Origin of the sequence: Mucilaginibacter sp. P25, assembly GCF_050859465.1 — a bacterium.
Taxonomy (GTDB): Bacteria; Bacteroidota; Bacteroidia; order Sphingobacteriales; family Sphingobacteriaceae; genus Mucilaginibacter; species Mucilaginibacter gossypii.
The window spans coordinates 4996200-5014381 of record NZ_CP193937.1 but is presented as its reverse complement, the minus strand read 5'-3'; the positions used below and the strand labels follow the sequence as shown (position 1 = coordinate 5014381).

General features: G+C 42.6%; 13 protein-coding genes and 1 pseudogene. 12 read left to right on the top strand and 2 right to left on the bottom strand.

Going from position 1 to position 18182, the window contains the following annotated elements; translation table 11 throughout:
• Positions 1 to 26 precede the first annotated feature (26 nt).
• From ACRQ5D_RS25335 to ACRQ5D_RS25280, 12 genes and pseudogenes are all read left to right on the top strand, one after another.
• Entirely contained in the window at positions 27 to 353 is a 327-nt protein-coding gene (locus tag ACRQ5D_RS25335; RefSeq protein WP_431200706.1) for an ABC transporter permease, read from the top strand.
• Complete coding sequence (locus ACRQ5D_RS25330; protein WP_431200867.1) at positions 335 to 2407, top strand: FtsX-like permease family protein; 2073 nt, start codon at positions 335 to 337, stop codon at positions 2405 to 2407. The genes ACRQ5D_RS25335 and ACRQ5D_RS25330 overlap by 19 nt, the downstream gene beginning before the upstream one ends.
• A gap of 69 nt (positions 2408 to 2476) precedes the next feature.
• Positions 2477 to 3256: an ABC transporter permease gene (locus ACRQ5D_RS25325; RefSeq protein WP_431200705.1), complete on the top strand. Its 780-nt coding sequence runs from the start codon at positions 2477 to 2479 to the stop codon at positions 3254 to 3256.
• A gap of 107 nt (positions 3257 to 3363) precedes the next feature.
• A complete protein-coding gene (locus tag ACRQ5D_RS25320; RefSeq protein ID WP_431200704.1) occupies positions 3364 to 4872 on the top strand; it encodes an FtsX-like permease family protein in 1509 nt (502 codons plus the stop codon).
• Positions 4873 to 4961: 89 nt separating this feature from the next.
• Positions 4962 to 7364: an ABC transporter permease gene (locus ACRQ5D_RS25315; RefSeq protein ID WP_091163861.1), complete on the top strand. Its 2403-nt coding sequence runs from the start codon at positions 4962 to 4964 to the stop codon at positions 7362 to 7364.
• Positions 7365 to 7467: 103 nt separating this feature from the next.
• Positions 7468 to 7644, top strand: coding sequence for a hypothetical protein (locus tag ACRQ5D_RS25310; RefSeq protein WP_176844393.1), 177 nt, complete (start codon positions 7468 to 7470; stop codon positions 7642 to 7644).
• 108 nt (positions 7645 to 7752) lie between these two features.
• A pseudogene (locus tag ACRQ5D_RS25305) lies at positions 7753 to 8431 on the top strand (ABC transporter ATP-binding protein).
• Positions 8432 to 8444: 13 nt separating this feature from the next.
• Positions 8445 to 8702, top strand: a complete 258-nt coding sequence (locus ACRQ5D_RS25300; protein ID WP_432326985.1) for a TolC family protein — start codon at positions 8445 to 8447, stop codon at positions 8700 to 8702.
• An 8-nt stretch (positions 8703 to 8710) separates the two neighbouring features.
• Positions 8711 to 9751, top strand: a complete 1041-nt coding sequence (locus tag ACRQ5D_RS25295) for a TolC family protein (protein WP_432329860.1) — start codon at positions 8711 to 8713, stop codon at positions 9749 to 9751.
• A gap of 180 nt (positions 9752 to 9931) precedes the next feature.
• Positions 9932 to 10522, top strand: coding sequence for a porin family protein (locus tag ACRQ5D_RS25290; protein WP_091163868.1), 591 nt, complete (start codon positions 9932 to 9934; stop codon positions 10520 to 10522).
• Between the two features lie 250 nt (positions 10523 to 10772).
• Positions 10773 to 11981, top strand: coding sequence for a glycoside hydrolase family 9 protein (locus ACRQ5D_RS25285; RefSeq protein ID WP_431200703.1), 1209 nt, complete (start codon positions 10773 to 10775; stop codon positions 11979 to 11981).
• Positions 11867 to 12547: a glycoside hydrolase family 9 protein gene (locus tag ACRQ5D_RS25280; RefSeq protein ID WP_431200866.1), complete on the top strand. Its 681-nt coding sequence runs from the start codon at positions 11867 to 11869 to the stop codon at positions 12545 to 12547. Before ACRQ5D_RS25285 ends, ACRQ5D_RS25280 begins: the two co-directional genes overlap by 115 nt.
• Before the next feature lie 166 nt (positions 12548 to 12713).
• Here ACRQ5D_RS25280 and ACRQ5D_RS25275 read toward each other — a convergent pair whose 3' ends face one another.
• Positions 12714 to 16127, bottom strand: coding sequence for an alpha-2-macroglobulin family protein (locus ACRQ5D_RS25275; protein ID WP_431200702.1), 3414 nt, complete (start codon positions 16125 to 16127; stop codon positions 12714 to 12716).
• The gene (locus tag ACRQ5D_RS25270) at positions 16076 to 18112 is read right to left on the bottom strand and encodes an MG2 domain-containing protein (protein ID WP_432326982.1); all 2037 of its coding nucleotides are present in this window, start codon (positions 18110 to 18112) and stop codon (positions 16076 to 16078) included. Before ACRQ5D_RS25270 ends, ACRQ5D_RS25275 begins: the two co-directional genes overlap by 52 nt.
• Between the last annotated feature and the right edge of the window lie 70 nt (positions 18113 to 18182).

Sequence of the window (18182 nt, the reverse complement as noted above, 5' to 3'; positions counted from 1 at the left end):
GACCATGACATTAAAAAATAAAAAATATGATCAGAAATTACATTAAAATAGCCCTCCGGAACCTTTGGCGCCACCGGGGCTTTTCGTTTATTAATATTACGGGCTTATCAATAGGGATAACAGCCTGTTTTTTCATTTTTATATACGTGGCCTTTGAGCTGAGTTACGATAACTTTCACACAAAGGCCGATAGGATCTATCGTTTGGTAACTGATATCAAAACCCCGAGCGAAACTATTAATACCAGTAGCACATCATGGGCGTTTGCACCCAATATTAGGGCAGACTTGCCCGAAGTAGAAGCATTTGTACGCACCAGCGGCGGCAGTTTTTGGTGCGCAGGGGAGATGTAAAATTCCAGGAGGAAAACTCCATGTTCGCGGATTCGACATTTTTTAAGGTCTTTGATTTTAAATTAGTTAAAGGCGATCCCAGGACTGTACTCACCGCGCCCGCTACAATAGTATTTACCGAATCTACCGCGAAAAAATATTTTGGCAGTGCCGACCCAATTGGCAAAACCGTATTAATTACCGGCGATGCCGTACCTGCCACGGTTACCGGTGTTATGAAGGATTTTCCTGGCAACTCACAAATCAAGGCCGATATGATCATCTCAATGACATCGTTAACCCAAAAGTTTAATAAAGGAATTGACGGGCAGTGGGGCAATTTCGGCGCTACGACTTATCTTTTGTTAAAACCGGGTACAAGTCCAAAGGCTGTTGAAGCTAAAATGCCTGCCTTTTTGCAAAATCGTGACGGGGACGGAATGAAGAAAAGCCAGATGTTCTATAGGCTCATGCTTGAGCCTTTAAAATATACCTACCTCTACTCAAAAAGAGGCGGACAGGAAGTTGGAAGCATTAGCAATGTGTATATATTCAGTATTGTCGCGATTTTTATTTTGCTGATAGCTTGCATCAACTTCGTTAACCTTACTACTGCCCGCTCGGTTGAACGCGCCAAAGAAGTAGGGATTCGTAAAGTTGTGGGCGCCGAAAAGAGCCAGCTTGCAGGCCAGTTCATCGGTGAATCGGTGGTACTTTGTATCATAGCTTTTTTACTTACGCTTGGTATCGCTGCTTTATTGTTGCCTGCATTTAATCAATTGGCTGGTAAAACTGTTAGTTCCGGCATCTTTTCAAACTGGTACTATGTAGTTATTCTGTTTGTAACGTCTATTTGCATCGGCCTGCTTGCCGGTTTATATCCTGCGTTGGTACTATCGTCCTTTAAACCGGTGATGGTTTTGAAAGGCCGTTTTTCCGGAAGCCGGAAGGGCGGAATTTTACGCAAAACGCTTGTTGTTGCTCAGTTTAGTATTTCCATAGCGCTTATTATTGGAACTATAGTAGTTTATAACCAAATGAGCTTTATGCAAAACCGCGATCTTGGTTTTAATAAAGAACAAATGCTTGTACTCAACACCAACAGCGATCCTGCTAAAGAATCCCTGAAAAATGCTATCAGTTCAATTCCCGGCGTAGTATCAACGGCATCTGCTTCAAGTATCCCTGGAGGTGGAAATAACGGGGCTTACTCCGAGATAGAAAATAAAATGGGCGATTTGCAGATAGCTAACCTTGATCTGTATTTTGTTGATTATGACTATGTAAACCAATTTAAGATAAAGATGGTTGCGGGTCGTTCGTTTTCACGTGAATTTGGTACTGATACGGCCCAGGCGATGCTTATCAATGAAGCCGCTGTTAAATTGTTTGGCTATAGCTCTCCTAAAGATGCTATCGGCCGACGGTTTAAACAATGGGGGCGCGAAGGTAAAATAGTAGGTGTAATGAAAGATTTTCATTTCCGTTCGTTACAGGAGGTAATCAAGCCGCTTACCATGCGAATCGAGCTTCATAGTCTTGATCTGATAACTGTAAAAGTCTCCCCGAAAAATCTGAATAGCACATTGGCGCAGATAGAAGGTAAGTGGAAACAATTTATCCCTAACAGGCCATACTCATTTTATTTTTTAGATGAGTTTTTTGACAGGCAGTACCGCTCTGAACAGCGTTTCGGTAAGCTATTTTTCAACTTCGCCGTTCTCGCCATATTCATTTCGTGTTTGGGCTTGCTTGGTTTGGCTTCGTACAGCACGCTGCAACGTACCCGCGAAATAGGGATCCGCAAAGTGCTTGGCGCGTCGGTACCCGGTATTGTTAACCTGCTATCCTTTGATTTTTTAAAGCTGATATTGATATCCTGCATAATAGCCATGCCGGTAGGTTGGTATTTTATGCATCAATGGCTCAAAGATTTTGCCTATCGTATAGATGTTCAATGGTGGGTATTTGTGCTGGCTGGTGTATTAGCCGTTTTGGTGGCAGTAGCTACCATTAGCTTTCAGGCAATAAAAGCAGCATTGAGCAACCCGGTTAAAAGTTTACGTTCCGAATAATTGTCATTAAGCCATGCTTTCATCTTATTAATGGAATGCGGGGCAAAATGACCTAAACGAGATAAACTAATGATAAAAAATTATTTCAAAACCGCCTGGCGCAATATCTGGAAAAACAAGGTTTTTTCGGCTATTAACATTTTTGGGTTGGCCGTTGGTATGGCGGCCTGCATTGTGATCACGCTTTTTGTTTATTATGAAAAAAGCTTTGATAATCTGCATACTAAAAACATCTACCGCTTAAACGAGGTGCAAAAGTTTGAGGGAATGGGCGCCTCACAAAAGGTTGCGTTATCCATGTTTCCGATGGGGCCAACTCTGAAAACCGATTTCCCGGAAATAAAAAATTTTACGCGTGTTCGTTGGCAGCAAAAGTTTCCGCTCAATAACGGACTTAAACGAGTGTACATGCCACAGGTATTCTTTGTGGATTCGGTTTTTTTGAAAATGTTTGATTTTAAACTGCTGAGGGGCGATCGGGCAACCGCTTTGTTAAAACCCCGCAGCGTTTTATTAACAGAAGATGCAGCCAAACGAATGTTTGGTAATGATGACCCGATAGGTAAAACTGTAACCAATTACGGGCAGGATACTATAACCTATTCGGTTACCGGTATATTAGCTAATGTGCCCAAAAACTCACAATTGCAGTTTGATTGCCTGTTTTCATTCAGTAGTATTTATAAGAAATGGATGTTTACCAACTGGGGCGGCAACTGGTTAAATACCTATCTTGAACTGGCCCCTGGTACCAATATAGCGGCGCTTGAAAAAAGTTTCCAGCCTATCTTCAAAAATATAAAGGTAAAGATGGCCCTAAAAATTACGAGCTATTCTTATTATCCCTGAAAGATGTTCACGCTAACTCGGCTGATATAGGGCTGGATTATATCAATTATCAAAAATTTGATAAACATATCACCAACCTGTTTACAGTTATAGGGATCATTGTTTTGGTGATAGCCTGTATTAATTTCATTAACCTTTCAACCGCGCGGTCATCAGAGCGGGCTAAGGAGGTTGGCGTACGTAAATCTATCGGGGCCGGACGTTTTCAACTGGCCATGCAGTTTTTGGGCGAAACCGTGTTATTATCCTTGATAGCCCTGGCTTTTGCCTGCATTTTTGTAAGCCTTGCCATTCCTTTTATAAACAGTTTAAGCCAGCGTGATATTAGTTTACCGCTGCATGACAATAACATGCTTATAGGAGTGGTTCTTATTAGCACCGTGCTTGTTGGTATTATTTCAGGTATATACCCTGCGCTTTTTTTGTCGTCGTTTCAACCGATTAAAGTATTAAAGGGGGCTTTAGCAACGGCGGGGGGCAATAAAGTGCCATTGCGTAATATTTTGGTTGTTGGCCAGTTTACGAGTGCTGTAATCTTAATGATAGCTACAGTTTTGGTTATCAGGCAACTTAAGTTTATGCAGAAAAAAGATCCCGGCTTTAACCGCGATCAGATTGTTAATGTTCCTTTAGGTTTGATCCCACAAAACAAATATGATTTGTTTAAACAGGAGTTGCTTTCCAACTCGATAATACAGGGAGTTACCGCGTCGCAGGATATTTTAGGCAGTCACCTTGACCAAACCGGCATTTCATTTAAACTTGGTGATTCACCATTGCGGCAGCTTACCTCAACCTTGCTGGTGGTTGATAATAATTACCTCGATCTGTATAAGATCAAGCTGCTGATGGGCAAAAACTTTTCTACCGATACTTCGGCCGTTTGGAAGCAATACATCATCAATGAAGCCCTGGCTAAGGAATTGCTGAAAGATCATAAAGGAAAAAATATGGAATCATTACTGGGACAAAGGTTTGGTTTTGATTCGTTGGGTGTGATTACCGGAATAGCCAAAGATTTCAATTTCAATTCCCTGCATTATAAAATTGAAACGCTGTTCCTGGTAAACGGTAAAGGGTTCAACCAAATGTCGGTTAAGATCAACGGCGGCAGGGCTAAAGATGCTGTTGCATTTATCCAATCAACCTGGCAAAAGGAGTTTCCCGGGATACCCTTTGAATACCAGTTTCTTGACGATCATTTTAAAGAAGTTTACAGTGTAGACAATCAGGTAAGCACTGTAGTAAGTATTTTAGCTGGACTGATCATCATTATATCCTGTTTGGGGTTATTCGGCCTCGCTTCATACTCAGCCGAAAAACGGATCAAGGAAATAGGGGTGCGCAAGGTGCTTGGGGCATCTGTGCAGAATATAGTGATGCTGCTTTCGGGGCATTTTGTAAAACTGGTGCTCATTGCCAACGTCATCGCCTGGCCGATAGCGTTTTATGCCATGAGTAAATGGCTGCAGGATTTTGCTTATCGCATTGATATTAGCTGGTGGGTATTCGGTATAGCTGGTTTTACATCACTGGTTATAGCCTTTGCTACTGTAAGCTTCCAGGCCATTAAGGCGGCTGTAGCTAATCCGGTTAAAAGTTTGAGGAGCGAATAACCTCACCCAAACCCTCTACAAAGGAGAGGGCTTTAAGAGTCGAAGAGCAAACAACAATTCCTCCCCTTTGGGGAGGTTAGGAGGAGTAAATGATTAAAAATTATATAAAAACAGCATGGCGTAACCTGGTTATAAACAAGGTTACTTCATTAATAAGTGTTGCGGGTTTAGCAGTTGGAATAGGTTGCTTTATATTATTAGCTACCTATTTATTAAATGAGCTGCGGTATGATAGGTTTCACGTTAATGCCAATCGTATTATGCGCGTGGCTTATAACTACAAATCCTCTGATGATGCGGAGGCAAAATCTGTGGCAGTAACGCCAACCGCACCAGTACCCGTATTTAAACAGCAATTGCAGGAAATTGAGGATGGTGTGCGCATTTCCTGGTATAATAACCCGGTGCAATACCAGGATAAACTATTCAATGAAAAACGGTTCTTTTTAGCCGATGAACCATTTTTCAGGATCTTCAGCTTTAAGTTTTTGAGGGGGAACGCAGCTACCGCACTTAAAGATCCCTCGGCTTTGGTGATCACCGCGTCTACCGCAAAAAAATATTTTGGTACTGAGGATGCTATAGGTAAGGTTTTGAAGGTTAATAACAAACTAAACATGATGGTTACAGGGGTGGTGGAAGATGTACCCGAGTATTCGCAGATCAAGTTTGACATTATTGGTTCGTCCGCAGGTTCGGAACATGCTAAAACGCGCAAATGGGATTCGGCTAACGATTATTCTTACCTGCTTTTAAGGCCGGGCGTTAATATAAACTCGGTTGAGCAGAAAATGAACAACTATGTAGCAGAGATGTTTAAGGATGATTTCAGGCAAGGGCATAAAATGTGGTTCAAACTCGAACCTTTGACCGATGTCCACCTGAAATCGCAGGCTACATATCCGCTAACGCCATCCGGCAATATCAGATACATTTACGTTTTAGGGGCAGTTGCCATTATCTTATTGTTGCTGGCTTGTGTCAACTTCCTGAACCTTGTAACAGCCAAAGCTATAGAACGAGGCCACGAAATAGGGGTAAGAAAGGTAATGGGTGCTGCACGTTCGCAGCTTTTTACACAATTTATCATCGAATCTGCCATGATCACCCTCGTATCGCTGTTGGCGGGCCTGTTTTTGGCGGATGTGAGCTTTAAATGGTTCAGCGATTTTTCGGGGCAGCAGTTGGGCTTTCAAACCTGGAATACATCATGGCTGATTATGGCCATGGTTGCCTTATTTGTAACGGTAACTTTTTTGGCCGGAACTTATCCGTCATTATATCTGTCAGCATTTAATCCTATTGTTACCTTAAAGGGGAAACTCACAAATACCTCCGGCGGTCGGGCTTTACGCAAATCGTTAGTTATATTTCAATTTGTGGTATCCGTATTCTTCATGATCTGTACGGTTATCGCGGGTAGCCAACTGCGGTATATCCAACACCTCAATATAGGTATCAACAGGTCGCAGGTGATGGTGATTGATGTTGGCGGCAAATCATTAAAAGATATTAAATCATTTAACAACGAGGTAACTCAATTACCGGGGGTGCTTTATGCAACTGCTTCGTACGATTCGCCGGTTGATGTTCACGGCGGATATAGCATTAACCACGCTGACGGCAAAAACAGCGACTATAATCTTTCGGTAACCGCTTTGCCGGTAGAAAAGAATTTTTTAAATACGCTTGGTCTTAAACTGGTGCAGGGCATTAATTTTACAGATGCGGATGAGAAACATTCTACGGATGCTGATGAAAATAAGCGCTATTACGGTTTTATAATCAACGAAAAAGCCGCCAAAGCACTGGGTTGGACAGCCGAAGAAGCAATAGGTAAACATATTGGCCTTAACGGACGTACCGGTGAAGTAAGAGGTGTTGTACAAAACTTTAATTTCGCATCCCTTCACCAGGAAATTACACCAATTGTAATGTTTACTGAAGATTATTTTGGTAAAGTGCTTATCAAAACCTCAGGAAATAATATTGCCAAAACCATATCTGCAGTAAAAGAAAAATGGAGCGCTTTTAATCCTGCCACACCTTTTGAATATCACTTTCTTGATCAGGAATTTGATGATATGTATAAGGCCGAGCAACGTACCGGTTCAATATTAACTGCGTTTACTTTGGTCACTATCTTCATCTCCTGTCTGGGTTTATTCGGATTGGCAGTGTTTTCAACCAGGCAAAGAGTGAAAGAAGTTGGAGTACGTAAAGTTTTGGGCGCAAGCGTTTTCAGTATAGTAAAGCTTGTTTCAGGCGATTTCCTGAAACTGGTTATCATATCGGTTATCATTGCTTCGCCGATAGCCTGGTATGCCATGCATCGTTGGCTGCTGGATTTTGCGTATAAGATCAGCATACAAATATGGGTATTCATAGCCGCGGGTGCAGTAGCTATACTTATCGCCTTTATTACCGTGAGCGTTCAATCCCTTAAAGCAGCGCTTACTAATCCGGTTAAAAGTTTGCGGTCTGGAGATTGATTATTTAGCTGAAAGGTAAAAGGCAAAAGCTGAAAGGTTTATAACACATTAAATACAGTGTTAAATAATTCTTTCAGCTTTCGCCGTTTAATTAAGCTATAGCATGTTACAGGAATCAAAAGTAATTATACTCTACCTGCCGGTACATATCTGGGCAATGGAAAAAAGCTTTAACCTTTCGCCTTTTACCTTTTACCTCAAAAAACACTGTATCATAACCGTACGCAATCTGTTACATAAGCGTACAGTGAAGTTTTGGTATGATGGTGTAATTTATTGATAGTTAATAAGATAGAACTTTGGTATGTTATTGATATGTTAATCGCAAAATGATAAGTATTATTGTTTAACTCATTTATTTACTAACAAACTAATTCAATAATTAAAAATGTTATCACTGCAACATATTTCAAAGTATTTCCAGGTAGGGGGCAACAAAAATATCATTCTGAATGATCTGAGCCTTGACATTGACGAAGGCGAATTTATTTCTATCATGGGACCTTCAGGTTCGGGCAAATCAACGTTGCTGAATATCATCGGTATGCTTGATGAACCATCAGACGGTTATCATTATTTTGAAGGCCATGCAGTACATCAGCTTAAAGAAAAACAACGTTCGGCTTTGTACAAGCAATACATCGGTTTCGTTTTTCAGGCTTATCACTTGATTGATGAGCTAACCGTTTATGAAAACATTGAAACCCCGCTTATTTACCAGGATTTTAAAAGTGCGGAGCGTAAAGCCATGGTTGCAGATATGCTTGACCGCTTTAACATTGTTGGCAAAAAAGATCTTTTCCCGGCACAGTTATCGGGCGGACAGCAGCAGTTAGTGGGTATCGCCCGCGCGCTTATTGCTAAACCCAAGTTGTTATTAGCCGACGAGACCTACCGGTAACCTCAACTCAAAACAAGGGGAGGAGATTATGGAGCTGTTCCGCAAGCTGAATAAGGAAGATGGTGTAACCATTATTCAGGTTACCCACTCCGAAAAAAATGCCGAATACGGTTCGCGCATTATCGATCTGCTGGACGGCAAGATCGATTCATCAAGAAAACTCTGAACTCAATAATAAAATGCGATACTATAAATTACTATTTCTCGGTCTTGTTGTATTTGGAAACTTAAAGGCTTACAGCCAGGCCCCGGTAGATTCTGTGCTTACTTTACAGCAATGTATCGATCTTGCAATCAAAAACAACCTCGATGTAAAAAAGAGTGAATTGCAAATGCAGACACAGGAAATTGCCTATAACCAGGCCCGCGAAAACCTGCTGCCATCAATTAACGGTAATGTGACCGTAGCCAGGATCCTACAAATTATAACTACGTAACACAGCAAATTACTTACGCCCAGTATAATTTAAACAGTAACCTGACATTGTTTAATGGCATGAGCCTCATTAATAATATCAAACGCTACTCGCTGGCATACCAGGCAGGTAAAATGGATTTTCAACAGGCTAAGGACCTTGTTACCCTGAACGTTATTACTGCTTATTTGCAGGTACTTGATAATGAGGATTTGCTAAAGGCAACCGATATACAGGTTGAGCAGGCACAGAAACAGGTTGACAGATTGACAATATTGAATAAAGACGGCGCTACACCGCCTGCAACGTTATACGATTTGAAGGGCACATTGGCTACCAGTAAGATAGGCGCGGTTAATACCAAAGCAGCGATGGGGATCTCAAAGATTAACCTTTTGCAGATCATGAATGTGCCATTGGATAAGAGCGTTAAACTTGTGCGTTTATCTGCCGATCAATTGCCTGGAAATTATGATAAAAATGCAGATGAGATCTACACCAAGGCACTTAACGACCTTGCCTTGGTTAAAGCCTATGATTTGCGTTTAAAAAGTGCCGAAAAAGGTGTAAAATCAGCCAAAGGAGCTTTATGGCCTACTATCACTGCGTTTGGATCGCTTGCATCCAATTACTCAAGTACAGGTAATACCGGTTATTATTCGCAAATAAAAAATAATTACAGTTCGGGTTTTGGAGTTGGTTTAAGCATACCTATCCTTAATTATTTCCAAAATCGTAATAAAGTGGCACTGGCCCGTATCGACCTGCAAACTGCAAAGTATAACAATGACTTTACCCGGATCCAGTTGAAGCAAAATATTGATCAGGCTTATATCAATATGACATCGGCCCTTGAGCGCTATCACTTGCTGCGCGACCAGGTTGATGCCTATGGCGAATCGTACAGGATTGCTGAAGTTAAATTTAATTCGGGTGCTATTACTTCGGTAGATTTTGTGATAGCAAAATCAAACTTCGATCAGGCTAATACCAACCTGATCAACGCCCGGTATGACTATTTTATCCGTACCAAAATCCTTGATTATTACCAGGGAAACTTGGCGCTTTAATTAATAAACTCTTTAAGATTTTTAAAACCTATACTTTTATTCCCAATTTTTAGTTAAATATCTGGTTAACTTTTACCGAACTTATCGGTTGGGTTTAACCAGATATTTCTATTTTAGCGGTAGTTGTTGCAAACAATATCGTTTTCATAAACTTAATACATCATCGAACACCTAATAAATATGAAAAAAGCAATTTTACTTTCCTTATCTATTTTTTTGCTGTCAATAGGCATATCAAAAGCCCAGGTAATCCCCAGCTTTTCTTTCGGCCTTAAGGGCGGTTTAAATTATTCAACTTTTCCGTCAAACGGCGTTTTTAACAACGATAATAAAGCTGGTTATCAGGCTGGCGCTTGGGCAAGGATCGGCGGCTTAGGCTTAATTTTTCAACCCGAGCTTTATTATACTGATAAAAGCGTTACTGTAAATAATGGAGGTGTTTCAAATAAACAAAGCTTTAAAAGTTTTGATGTTCCATTACTTGTAGGTGCTAAAGTTGGTGCTTTAGGTTTAGGTGGAAGGTTTTATGGTGGGCCGGTGCTTTCATTTACAACCGGAAGAGATAGGGATGCATTTAATGATGCAACAGCGTTAAGGTATAAAGATGCGAACTACGCAATACAGGTGGGTGCAGGTGTTGATATCAGTAGCCTGTCTATCGATCTTCGTTACGAAGGTGGTTTAAATAAAATAGCTTATGGCAACGATAATTCACACACGCGTGTTAGCCTGTTCAGCCTTGCTGTTGCTTATAAATTGTTCTCATTATAATCTCCCAGTCCCTCAAAAATACTGAAAGACCTGCCGGTAACGGCGGGTCTTTTTTGCGTTAGATCGGAGTGTGAACTTTCCTATTATTCAAGTTACGCAATCGATTGTATATTTAGTATTATATTTTAGCTTTTATTTGATAGAATAGTATTATGCTTATTTTACAATGTACACCTATATTTAGGTGCCATTTATGCGTCGGTTATCTGTTTAAACGCGGGTTTCAGACATATCCTAAAATTTAGGGCAGATGAAAAAATACCTTTCAATCTCATTTTACAAAATTTTGTTTGCACTATCGCTGATAGGGAGCAATGCTTCTGCTCAAACGGATACAACTTCGAGGCTTATCCGACTTAATCAAATAGGCTTTTACCCTGGTGCCATAAAAAAGGCCATTGTTTTAAGTGACAGAGGAAGCGACTTTTTTATCCAAACCCTTCAAAAGCAAACAGTATTTACCGGTAAGCTTAAACCATCACTTAAACCAAACTTTGCCGGTCATATTGTTCAATTGGCCGACTTTAGTACATTCGGCAAGCCCGGCAGATATATACTTTATGTCCCCTTTGCAGGTTATTCCTATCCCTTTGAGGTTAAGGCCTCGGTTCATAAAGCTGTGGCCGCCGCTGCTATCAAAGCCTATTATTTTATGCGCTCAGGTACACCTTTACCCGAAAAGTATGCCGGCAAATGGCACCGGGCCTCAGGTCATCCTGATACGGTTGTACTGATCCATCCATCTGCCGAAAGTGAAGGGCGGAAGGCTGGCTCAATAATCTCATCACCGCGCGGTTGGTATGATGCCGGCGACTATAACAAGTATATTGTGAACAGTGGTATTACAACAAGTACGCTGCTTTCTTTATTTGAGGATTTCCCCGCTTACATGAAAACAGTTAAGCTTAATATCCCCGAAAGCAGCAATAAAATTCCGGATGTTTTGGATGAGGTGCTTTGGAACCTGCGTTGGATGCTGACTATGCAAGATCCCGCCGATGGCGGCGTATATCATAAGCTTACTAATGCTGCTTTTGATAAGTTTGAAATGCCCGATAAAGACACATCGCCACGTTATGTGGTACAAAAAGTTACTGCGGCTACGCTTGATTTTGCGGCTGTTATGGCGCAAGCTTCCCGCATTTTTAAACAATATCCTAACGAGCTACCAGGCTTAGCCGATTCATGTATCAATGCTGCTCAAAAAGCCTGGGGTTGGGCTGGTAAAAATCCGATGGTGACCTACCGGCAGGATGAGATGAACAAAAAGTTTGAACCGAAGATCACTACAGGGGGTATGGCGATAATAACTTTACCGACGAGTTTATCTGGGCGGCATCCGAGCTGGCAGTCAGCACCGGTGAGGTTGACTATCTTAAAAATATTGATCTTTTGCCTGATGGCCGGATGCCGGTACCTACATGGTCGCAGGTTAGGCTGTTGGGGTATTATACGCTGATCAAAAATGATATAACAGCGAAAACTGTGCCCGCGTTACCGGAAATCAGGAAGCGACTTATCAACACTGCCGATGATATGGTAAATGGGGTTGACTCAAACGCTTATCAAACAGTGATGACTAAATCCGCCAGGCATTTTGGCTGGGGCAGTACATCCGAGGCCGCAAACGAAGGAGTTCTGCTTATCCAGGCTTACAAGTTATCGAACGATAAAAAATACCTGGATTATGCTTTAGCAAATCTTGACTACTTGCTTGGTCGTAACGGCACTGGTTATTCCTTTGTAACAGGGTATGGTACTAAAACACCAATGCATCCGCACCATAGGCCTTCTGCAACTGACGCTATAGTTGACCCAATACCAGGCCTGCTTGTTGGCGGCTCTAATCCTGGCATGCAGGATGGTGTCAAAGTGCCATCAAAAGTGCCCGATGAAGCCTACATTGATGATGAGCACGCTTACGCCGCCAATGAAATAGCCATAAACTGGAATGCCCCGCTGGCTTATCTGGCTAATGCGTTAGAGGCTTTGCAACACAAGTTAGCGAGTCAGACCACAAGATAATAAAGTATTAGGCATATATCTGCGACAGGTCAACCTTCAAGACCCTGCAGGTTGTAATACTTTATTATCGCAGTAAAAAGAAAGCGCTTCCCCAATTAATTAAAAGCGCTTTTTGTTTTTTAAGAACTTACGAGGTCTCTAAAACTTCGTAAGTTTGAATTTATCGTTACTTCACCACCTCAACCCATTGTCCTTTCAATAAGCTGCTGATTTGGTTATTATACATCGCCTCGCAATAAACAGCCGGTAAATAATATTTACCGGTGTATGCTGCATTAAGCATTACATAATAGGTTGATTCCTGCCCTTCGTATAAACTGAAATATGTGTTCACCCTATCATCACGGATGTCGCGGTAATCAGATGGTGATGATTTAAACGCTTCGTCGCCAAGTAGCCGGGTATTCAGGATCTCCCAGCCCGACGGAAAAATCTGGGTGAGGGCCAGGTTATCGTACCTACCGCGTTTACCCGGGTTTTTGATGTTTACCTGTGCTACAAAATCGGTCCCTTGTTTTAATGATGATGGGTCAATAGGCTTACCTTTAAGCGAGAAATAACCGACACGCATCTGTAATACATCCGGGTTAAGGATTGATTTGGTATCCTGCCCTGATGATGGCTGTCCTTTTTGTATCAGCCTAATGTACAATTTATTATTGCTGTTATTCTTAAGGTATACTTTACCTCCATTGCCAGCCAGCGCCCCTTGCCATAAATATGAACTTGTACTAATGGTGGCTTTGGCGCTTCCTGCTGCATAGTTAAATTCAAGTTTGCCTGCAGGTTTGTTTTGCCCGTAAAACTGGGCCAATGCTATCAGCGAATATGCTGTAGTCTGGGTGCTGTACCAATCATCCTGTGACAAACGCGCAGCAACGGTGTGCACCAATCCGGCCGCTTTTTGTTTTTGGCCTAACAGGGTAAGGGTTTCCAGTATCATTGCCTCATCCCTTAAATCGGATCCATAAGTGCCATAAAGACTATTGTATGGTTTAACGGTAGTTGATAATCTCGCAATCATTCTTAAACCAACTTCGGGCTGTCCCGCAAGCTTATAAGCCGCTGCAAGTCGCCAGGCCGCTGCGTCACTCAGCAACGCAAACTCACGCAGCCGGTTCATTGCACCCATTTCGGGCGAGCGGGCCAGTGCCAGCAGATATAAGCGGTAGGCTTGGGTAAGGTCATCATCGTAATAATATGGTTGCTTGCGTGGCGCCCAGCTAAGGGCCTTTTCTTTCTGGTATTTCTTCCAGCGGTCAATAAAGCCTATCGGCATGCTGAAGCCTTTTGCCTGTGCCGCTAACATGAAATGCCCCGCATAATTGGTTCCCCACTCATCGGCTTCGCCGCCGTAAGGCCAGTAGCTTAAACCACCGCCCTGTACCTGGAAGCCATTGAGCCTGTTAATGGTGGCTTTAATATTCCGGTCGGTTTCGGCCCTTTGTTTTGGTGAAAGGTCAAGCAACTGGTTCAGGTATAACTGGGGGAATGCCGATGATGTGGTTTGTTCCACACAGCCATGCGGATATTCAATCAGGTAATCCAAACGTTTTGAAAGGTTCAATGGCGGGATGTAAGCTACTTCAAGCATGGCTTTATTAGTACCGTTGATGCCAACCGGCTGATAATCGGTATTCCATACTTCGCCCGGCGCAAGCTCTTTCTGAATAATGCGGGTAACCGGCGGATTAGGGTTGCGAACGTTAAGATCAACATCATAAGCAGCTGTTTCCGAAGCGCTTTTGGCAATTATTTTTACTTTACCTACGCCAACAAAATCCTTAACATTTAAATCAAAAGTTACCATTTGGTCACCGGGCTTGTCAAAAGTGAGAGTCTTTTGATTATTACCGCCCAAATTGCTGAAGGCATTACTTTGCACCTGTATGTTAACGGTTTTGATATTGTTCTCCATAGCAAATACTGTTACCGGCAATTGAATGCTTTCTGAAGGGCCAAGCACACGCGGCAGGGTAGCCAGGATCATTAATGGTTTTTTAACCGCTACGGCTTTTTCGGCAATGCCGTAAGCACCATTGTGACCGGCTACTATCATAGCCTTAACAGAACCCACGTATTGCGGCAATATAAAGCGCTGTGTTTGCTTTTCGCCTGCACCGAGGTGGAAAGGGCCAAGGAATTTTACAACAGGTTTAAAACGGTTTACAGACACGTTTTTGTTATTGCCGAGGTTCCCGTCACCACCAATACTTAAAATTCGCTCTAAGCCGCCGCCAAATGCACCTATCACATAGTCGAACAGGTCCCAGGTTTTTACCCCTAAGGCTTCGTGCGCATAAAAGGTATCATGCGGATCGGGCAGTTTGTAATTGGTGATATCTAATAAACCTTCATCAACAATAGCGATAGTATAGGTCATTTCCTTGCCCGATGCTTCCGATACGGTAATGGCCGATTGTGTTTCGGGCCTGATCTTATCGGGCATGCTGATGATTGGTTTCAGGATGGTTTCCGGGTTTTCAACCTGCAGCGGGATAGCACCATACATGCGGATAGGCAAGTCATTAACCGTTTGCGAATGTTTTTGCAGTAGCGTAACATTTACAAAAATGTTTGGCGCCATTGTTTCATCAACCGTAAAGGTATAACGGGTTTGTCCTTTCTTAGTATCTATCCAGGCTGTTTTTAAAACTTTGCTGCCGTTTTCAAAACTAATCAGTGCTCGACCAGCTTCTCCTGTTGGAATAGTCAAAGTTGCCTCATCGCCAACTTTATAGGCAGGTTTATCTGAAGTGAAAGATAACATCGCTGCTTCGGTAGGATTGGTGGATTGTAACCTTTCCGACCAGTTTGGCCAATCCACATAAATGATCTTACCTGTTGAATGGCCTGTTTGTTCGTCTTTAATTTTAATGAGGTAGCGGCCCCAGTCGGCTTTGTTGATATGCAGCTTCCATTTGCCTGCGCCATTGGTCAGATTTACGATTTCGGTTTTAATGAGCTTATTATATTTATCCTGGGTAAAGTTGCTCATTTCATTACCGGTTTGGTCCCACCACCAGCGCCATTGCACTTTGTACAATTCAACCTGCACATCACGGCTGCCCGGCAGGGCGTTTCCATTTACATCAACATCGGCTATGTCAACTAAATGGTCCTTATCAGTAACCAACATGCCCGAAAGGTCACTGCCTTCAGGTGTCTTGATCCCTACGTAGCCTGGGTAAACGTTATAAGGCATGCTCACCTGGTTGATGCTGAAATTGCCGCCCGGCTCAAATACCTTAACCAGGAAATTTGCGCGAAGCTGACCAGGGGCCTGTTTCTCCACATTTACATTTGCGTCAACATCGGCCGTACCTGTTTCGCTTAGTTTGCCATCGAAAACAGTTTGAACCTGCGTATTAAAGGCCAGTGTAGGATCGTCAAAAACATAGTCTTTATACTTTTTAAAGCTGGTGTTTTGTGCCGACAGATAGGCATCAACTTTAGCTTTTAAGTTTTGCGCCGCGCCACCAAACAACCATTGGGCACTTAGCTTGCCATTGGCATTGTTTCCCTTGGTTAATTCGGATGCCCCGCCGAACGACAGACTAAGCTTAAGCCGGTTAGGCATGATGGTTTCAACCTTGATTTTTTCTCAAACCTGGCGCCGCCAACTTTAACTTTAGCCGTCCAGTTGCCGGTAGGGGACGAAGTTTCTGTTGCGGTATGGAAACTGTAAAAGCCATCTAAGCTTTTGGTTTGGGTGATGCGCCTGTAAAGCTTATCGCTTGGGTCATATAATTCAAATTCGACAGGATGATCAGCCGGAAGGGTTTTTAATTTATCCTCCAGAATAAAAGATGTATAAATGGAGTCTCCCGGACGCCAAACGCCGCGTTCGCCGTAAATAAAACCTTTTAGGCCATTTTGTACTTCCTCACCGCCCACGTTAAATCTTGATAAAGGTAAAGAGCTGCCATCATCAAGTTTAAGATAGCCGCGCTGCACGCCTTTTTTGGCTACTAATAAGTATGGCTTCCTCTTAAGATTTAATTTAGCCAGACCGTCGCCGTCGGTAGTGGTTTTGTAGATCACTTGTTTCTGATAGTCGAGCAGCTCAAGATCTACATTGCTCATAGGCTCGGCACTTAGGATATCGGTAACAGCTATCAGCATACTGTTATCATTGCCACGTTTGGCAATAAGGCCAATGTTTGAGGATATGATGTTTCGGGTAGCCCAGCGTTGCTTACTATAATACGAATCTGTGCACGCATCGTCGCGTTCCTGCCAATTGTAGCCTTCGGGATAGTAATTATCATAGCGCTTCCAAAAGTCGTCGTCCTCGTCGCTTACTTTTGAGGCATTATCGCTATAATCACCGCCGTAGTAACCGCCTTCTTCGTCGTCACCATTGTCTTTTTGAACCTTACCGCTATAAACCTTGCAGTTGAACAAGGAATATGATCGCCTGAAACCGATTACCACTCGATATATAGCGCCGGGTTCAGTTCGGATCATCTGGTCAAGATCAAGCATAAAACGGTTCTTCTTGTGCAGGTTAAGACCTTTATCAGTATCTAACCGAATAGTTTTTTGCACTATAGGCTTACCAACCTGCCTTAATTCTGCACTGCCGTCAAAACCATTGCTTTGAAAGTATTGCGGTACGTTGTTTTCGTAGATCTTGATGATGATGACATCAACCGCGTTCAGGTTAATTGCTTCAAAAGGCATCATAATGCGGCCCGAGTCGGGGAGGATCACACCCTTGCCGGGTATGGCAACTGCAGGCAAACGGTTTTCAAAGAATAAATTAGCAGTATAGCCCTTCGTGATCCTTTTCAGGAGCGTGTTTTTAATGCCTTCGTTCACAGATATGGTGTAATCCCCCTGGAGGCGATCAGGAGCGTAAACTTTTACCAGGCTACCGTCGATGCTGTACGCCGGATCAGTGATATTGTTGATGCTGATAAGGCCGTTAAGTTCCTGTCCAACTAAAATGTTATCCGAAAACTGTACCTCAACATACTGATCATTGTCCTGCACAGCGCGGATATTCAGTACCTTAAAATCGCCAATGGCGGGCACTTCAAAATTCTGGTTGCCTTTTTTATCCACGCCAATGCTGCTGCCATCCCAGTTAATTGTAAGTGGATTGGCTTTGCCGGCTATACGTGTTAACCCGGTTATGGTAAAATGATGGTTTTTATGGGCCGCGTCGTGTTCCCAGTTTATTTTAACCGGCGAATCATAATTGGGTACAATAAGCTTATCAACAGCCGATGGGTCTTCTGCGTCAGCTGTTTGAATATCACCTGTAAGCTTCATTTCGGTATTTGAAGTACTGCTGGCGGTTTGCATGCCGATAAATGACACGGTAAAGTAGGGCTGAATAACCTGGAAATTAAATTTAAAGTGCTCAAAATGATCCGACACTTCAATAAGCTTGCTCAATTTAAAATCAGCAGTATAGTTTTTACCGGGGTCGAGCTTTTCATCGGGCCTGAACTCGATGGTTCGTGCATCCGTCCAGATAGCCTTTCCTTTTATAGCTGGTGAAAAGTTGAAAAGATCTTCGTTTATTTCCTCATTTTGCTGGTGCGTTACCTGCACGTCACTGGCCAGCCTGATACGAATGGGGCTCTGTTTGGAAATAACACCAGTTGTATACGACTCGATATAC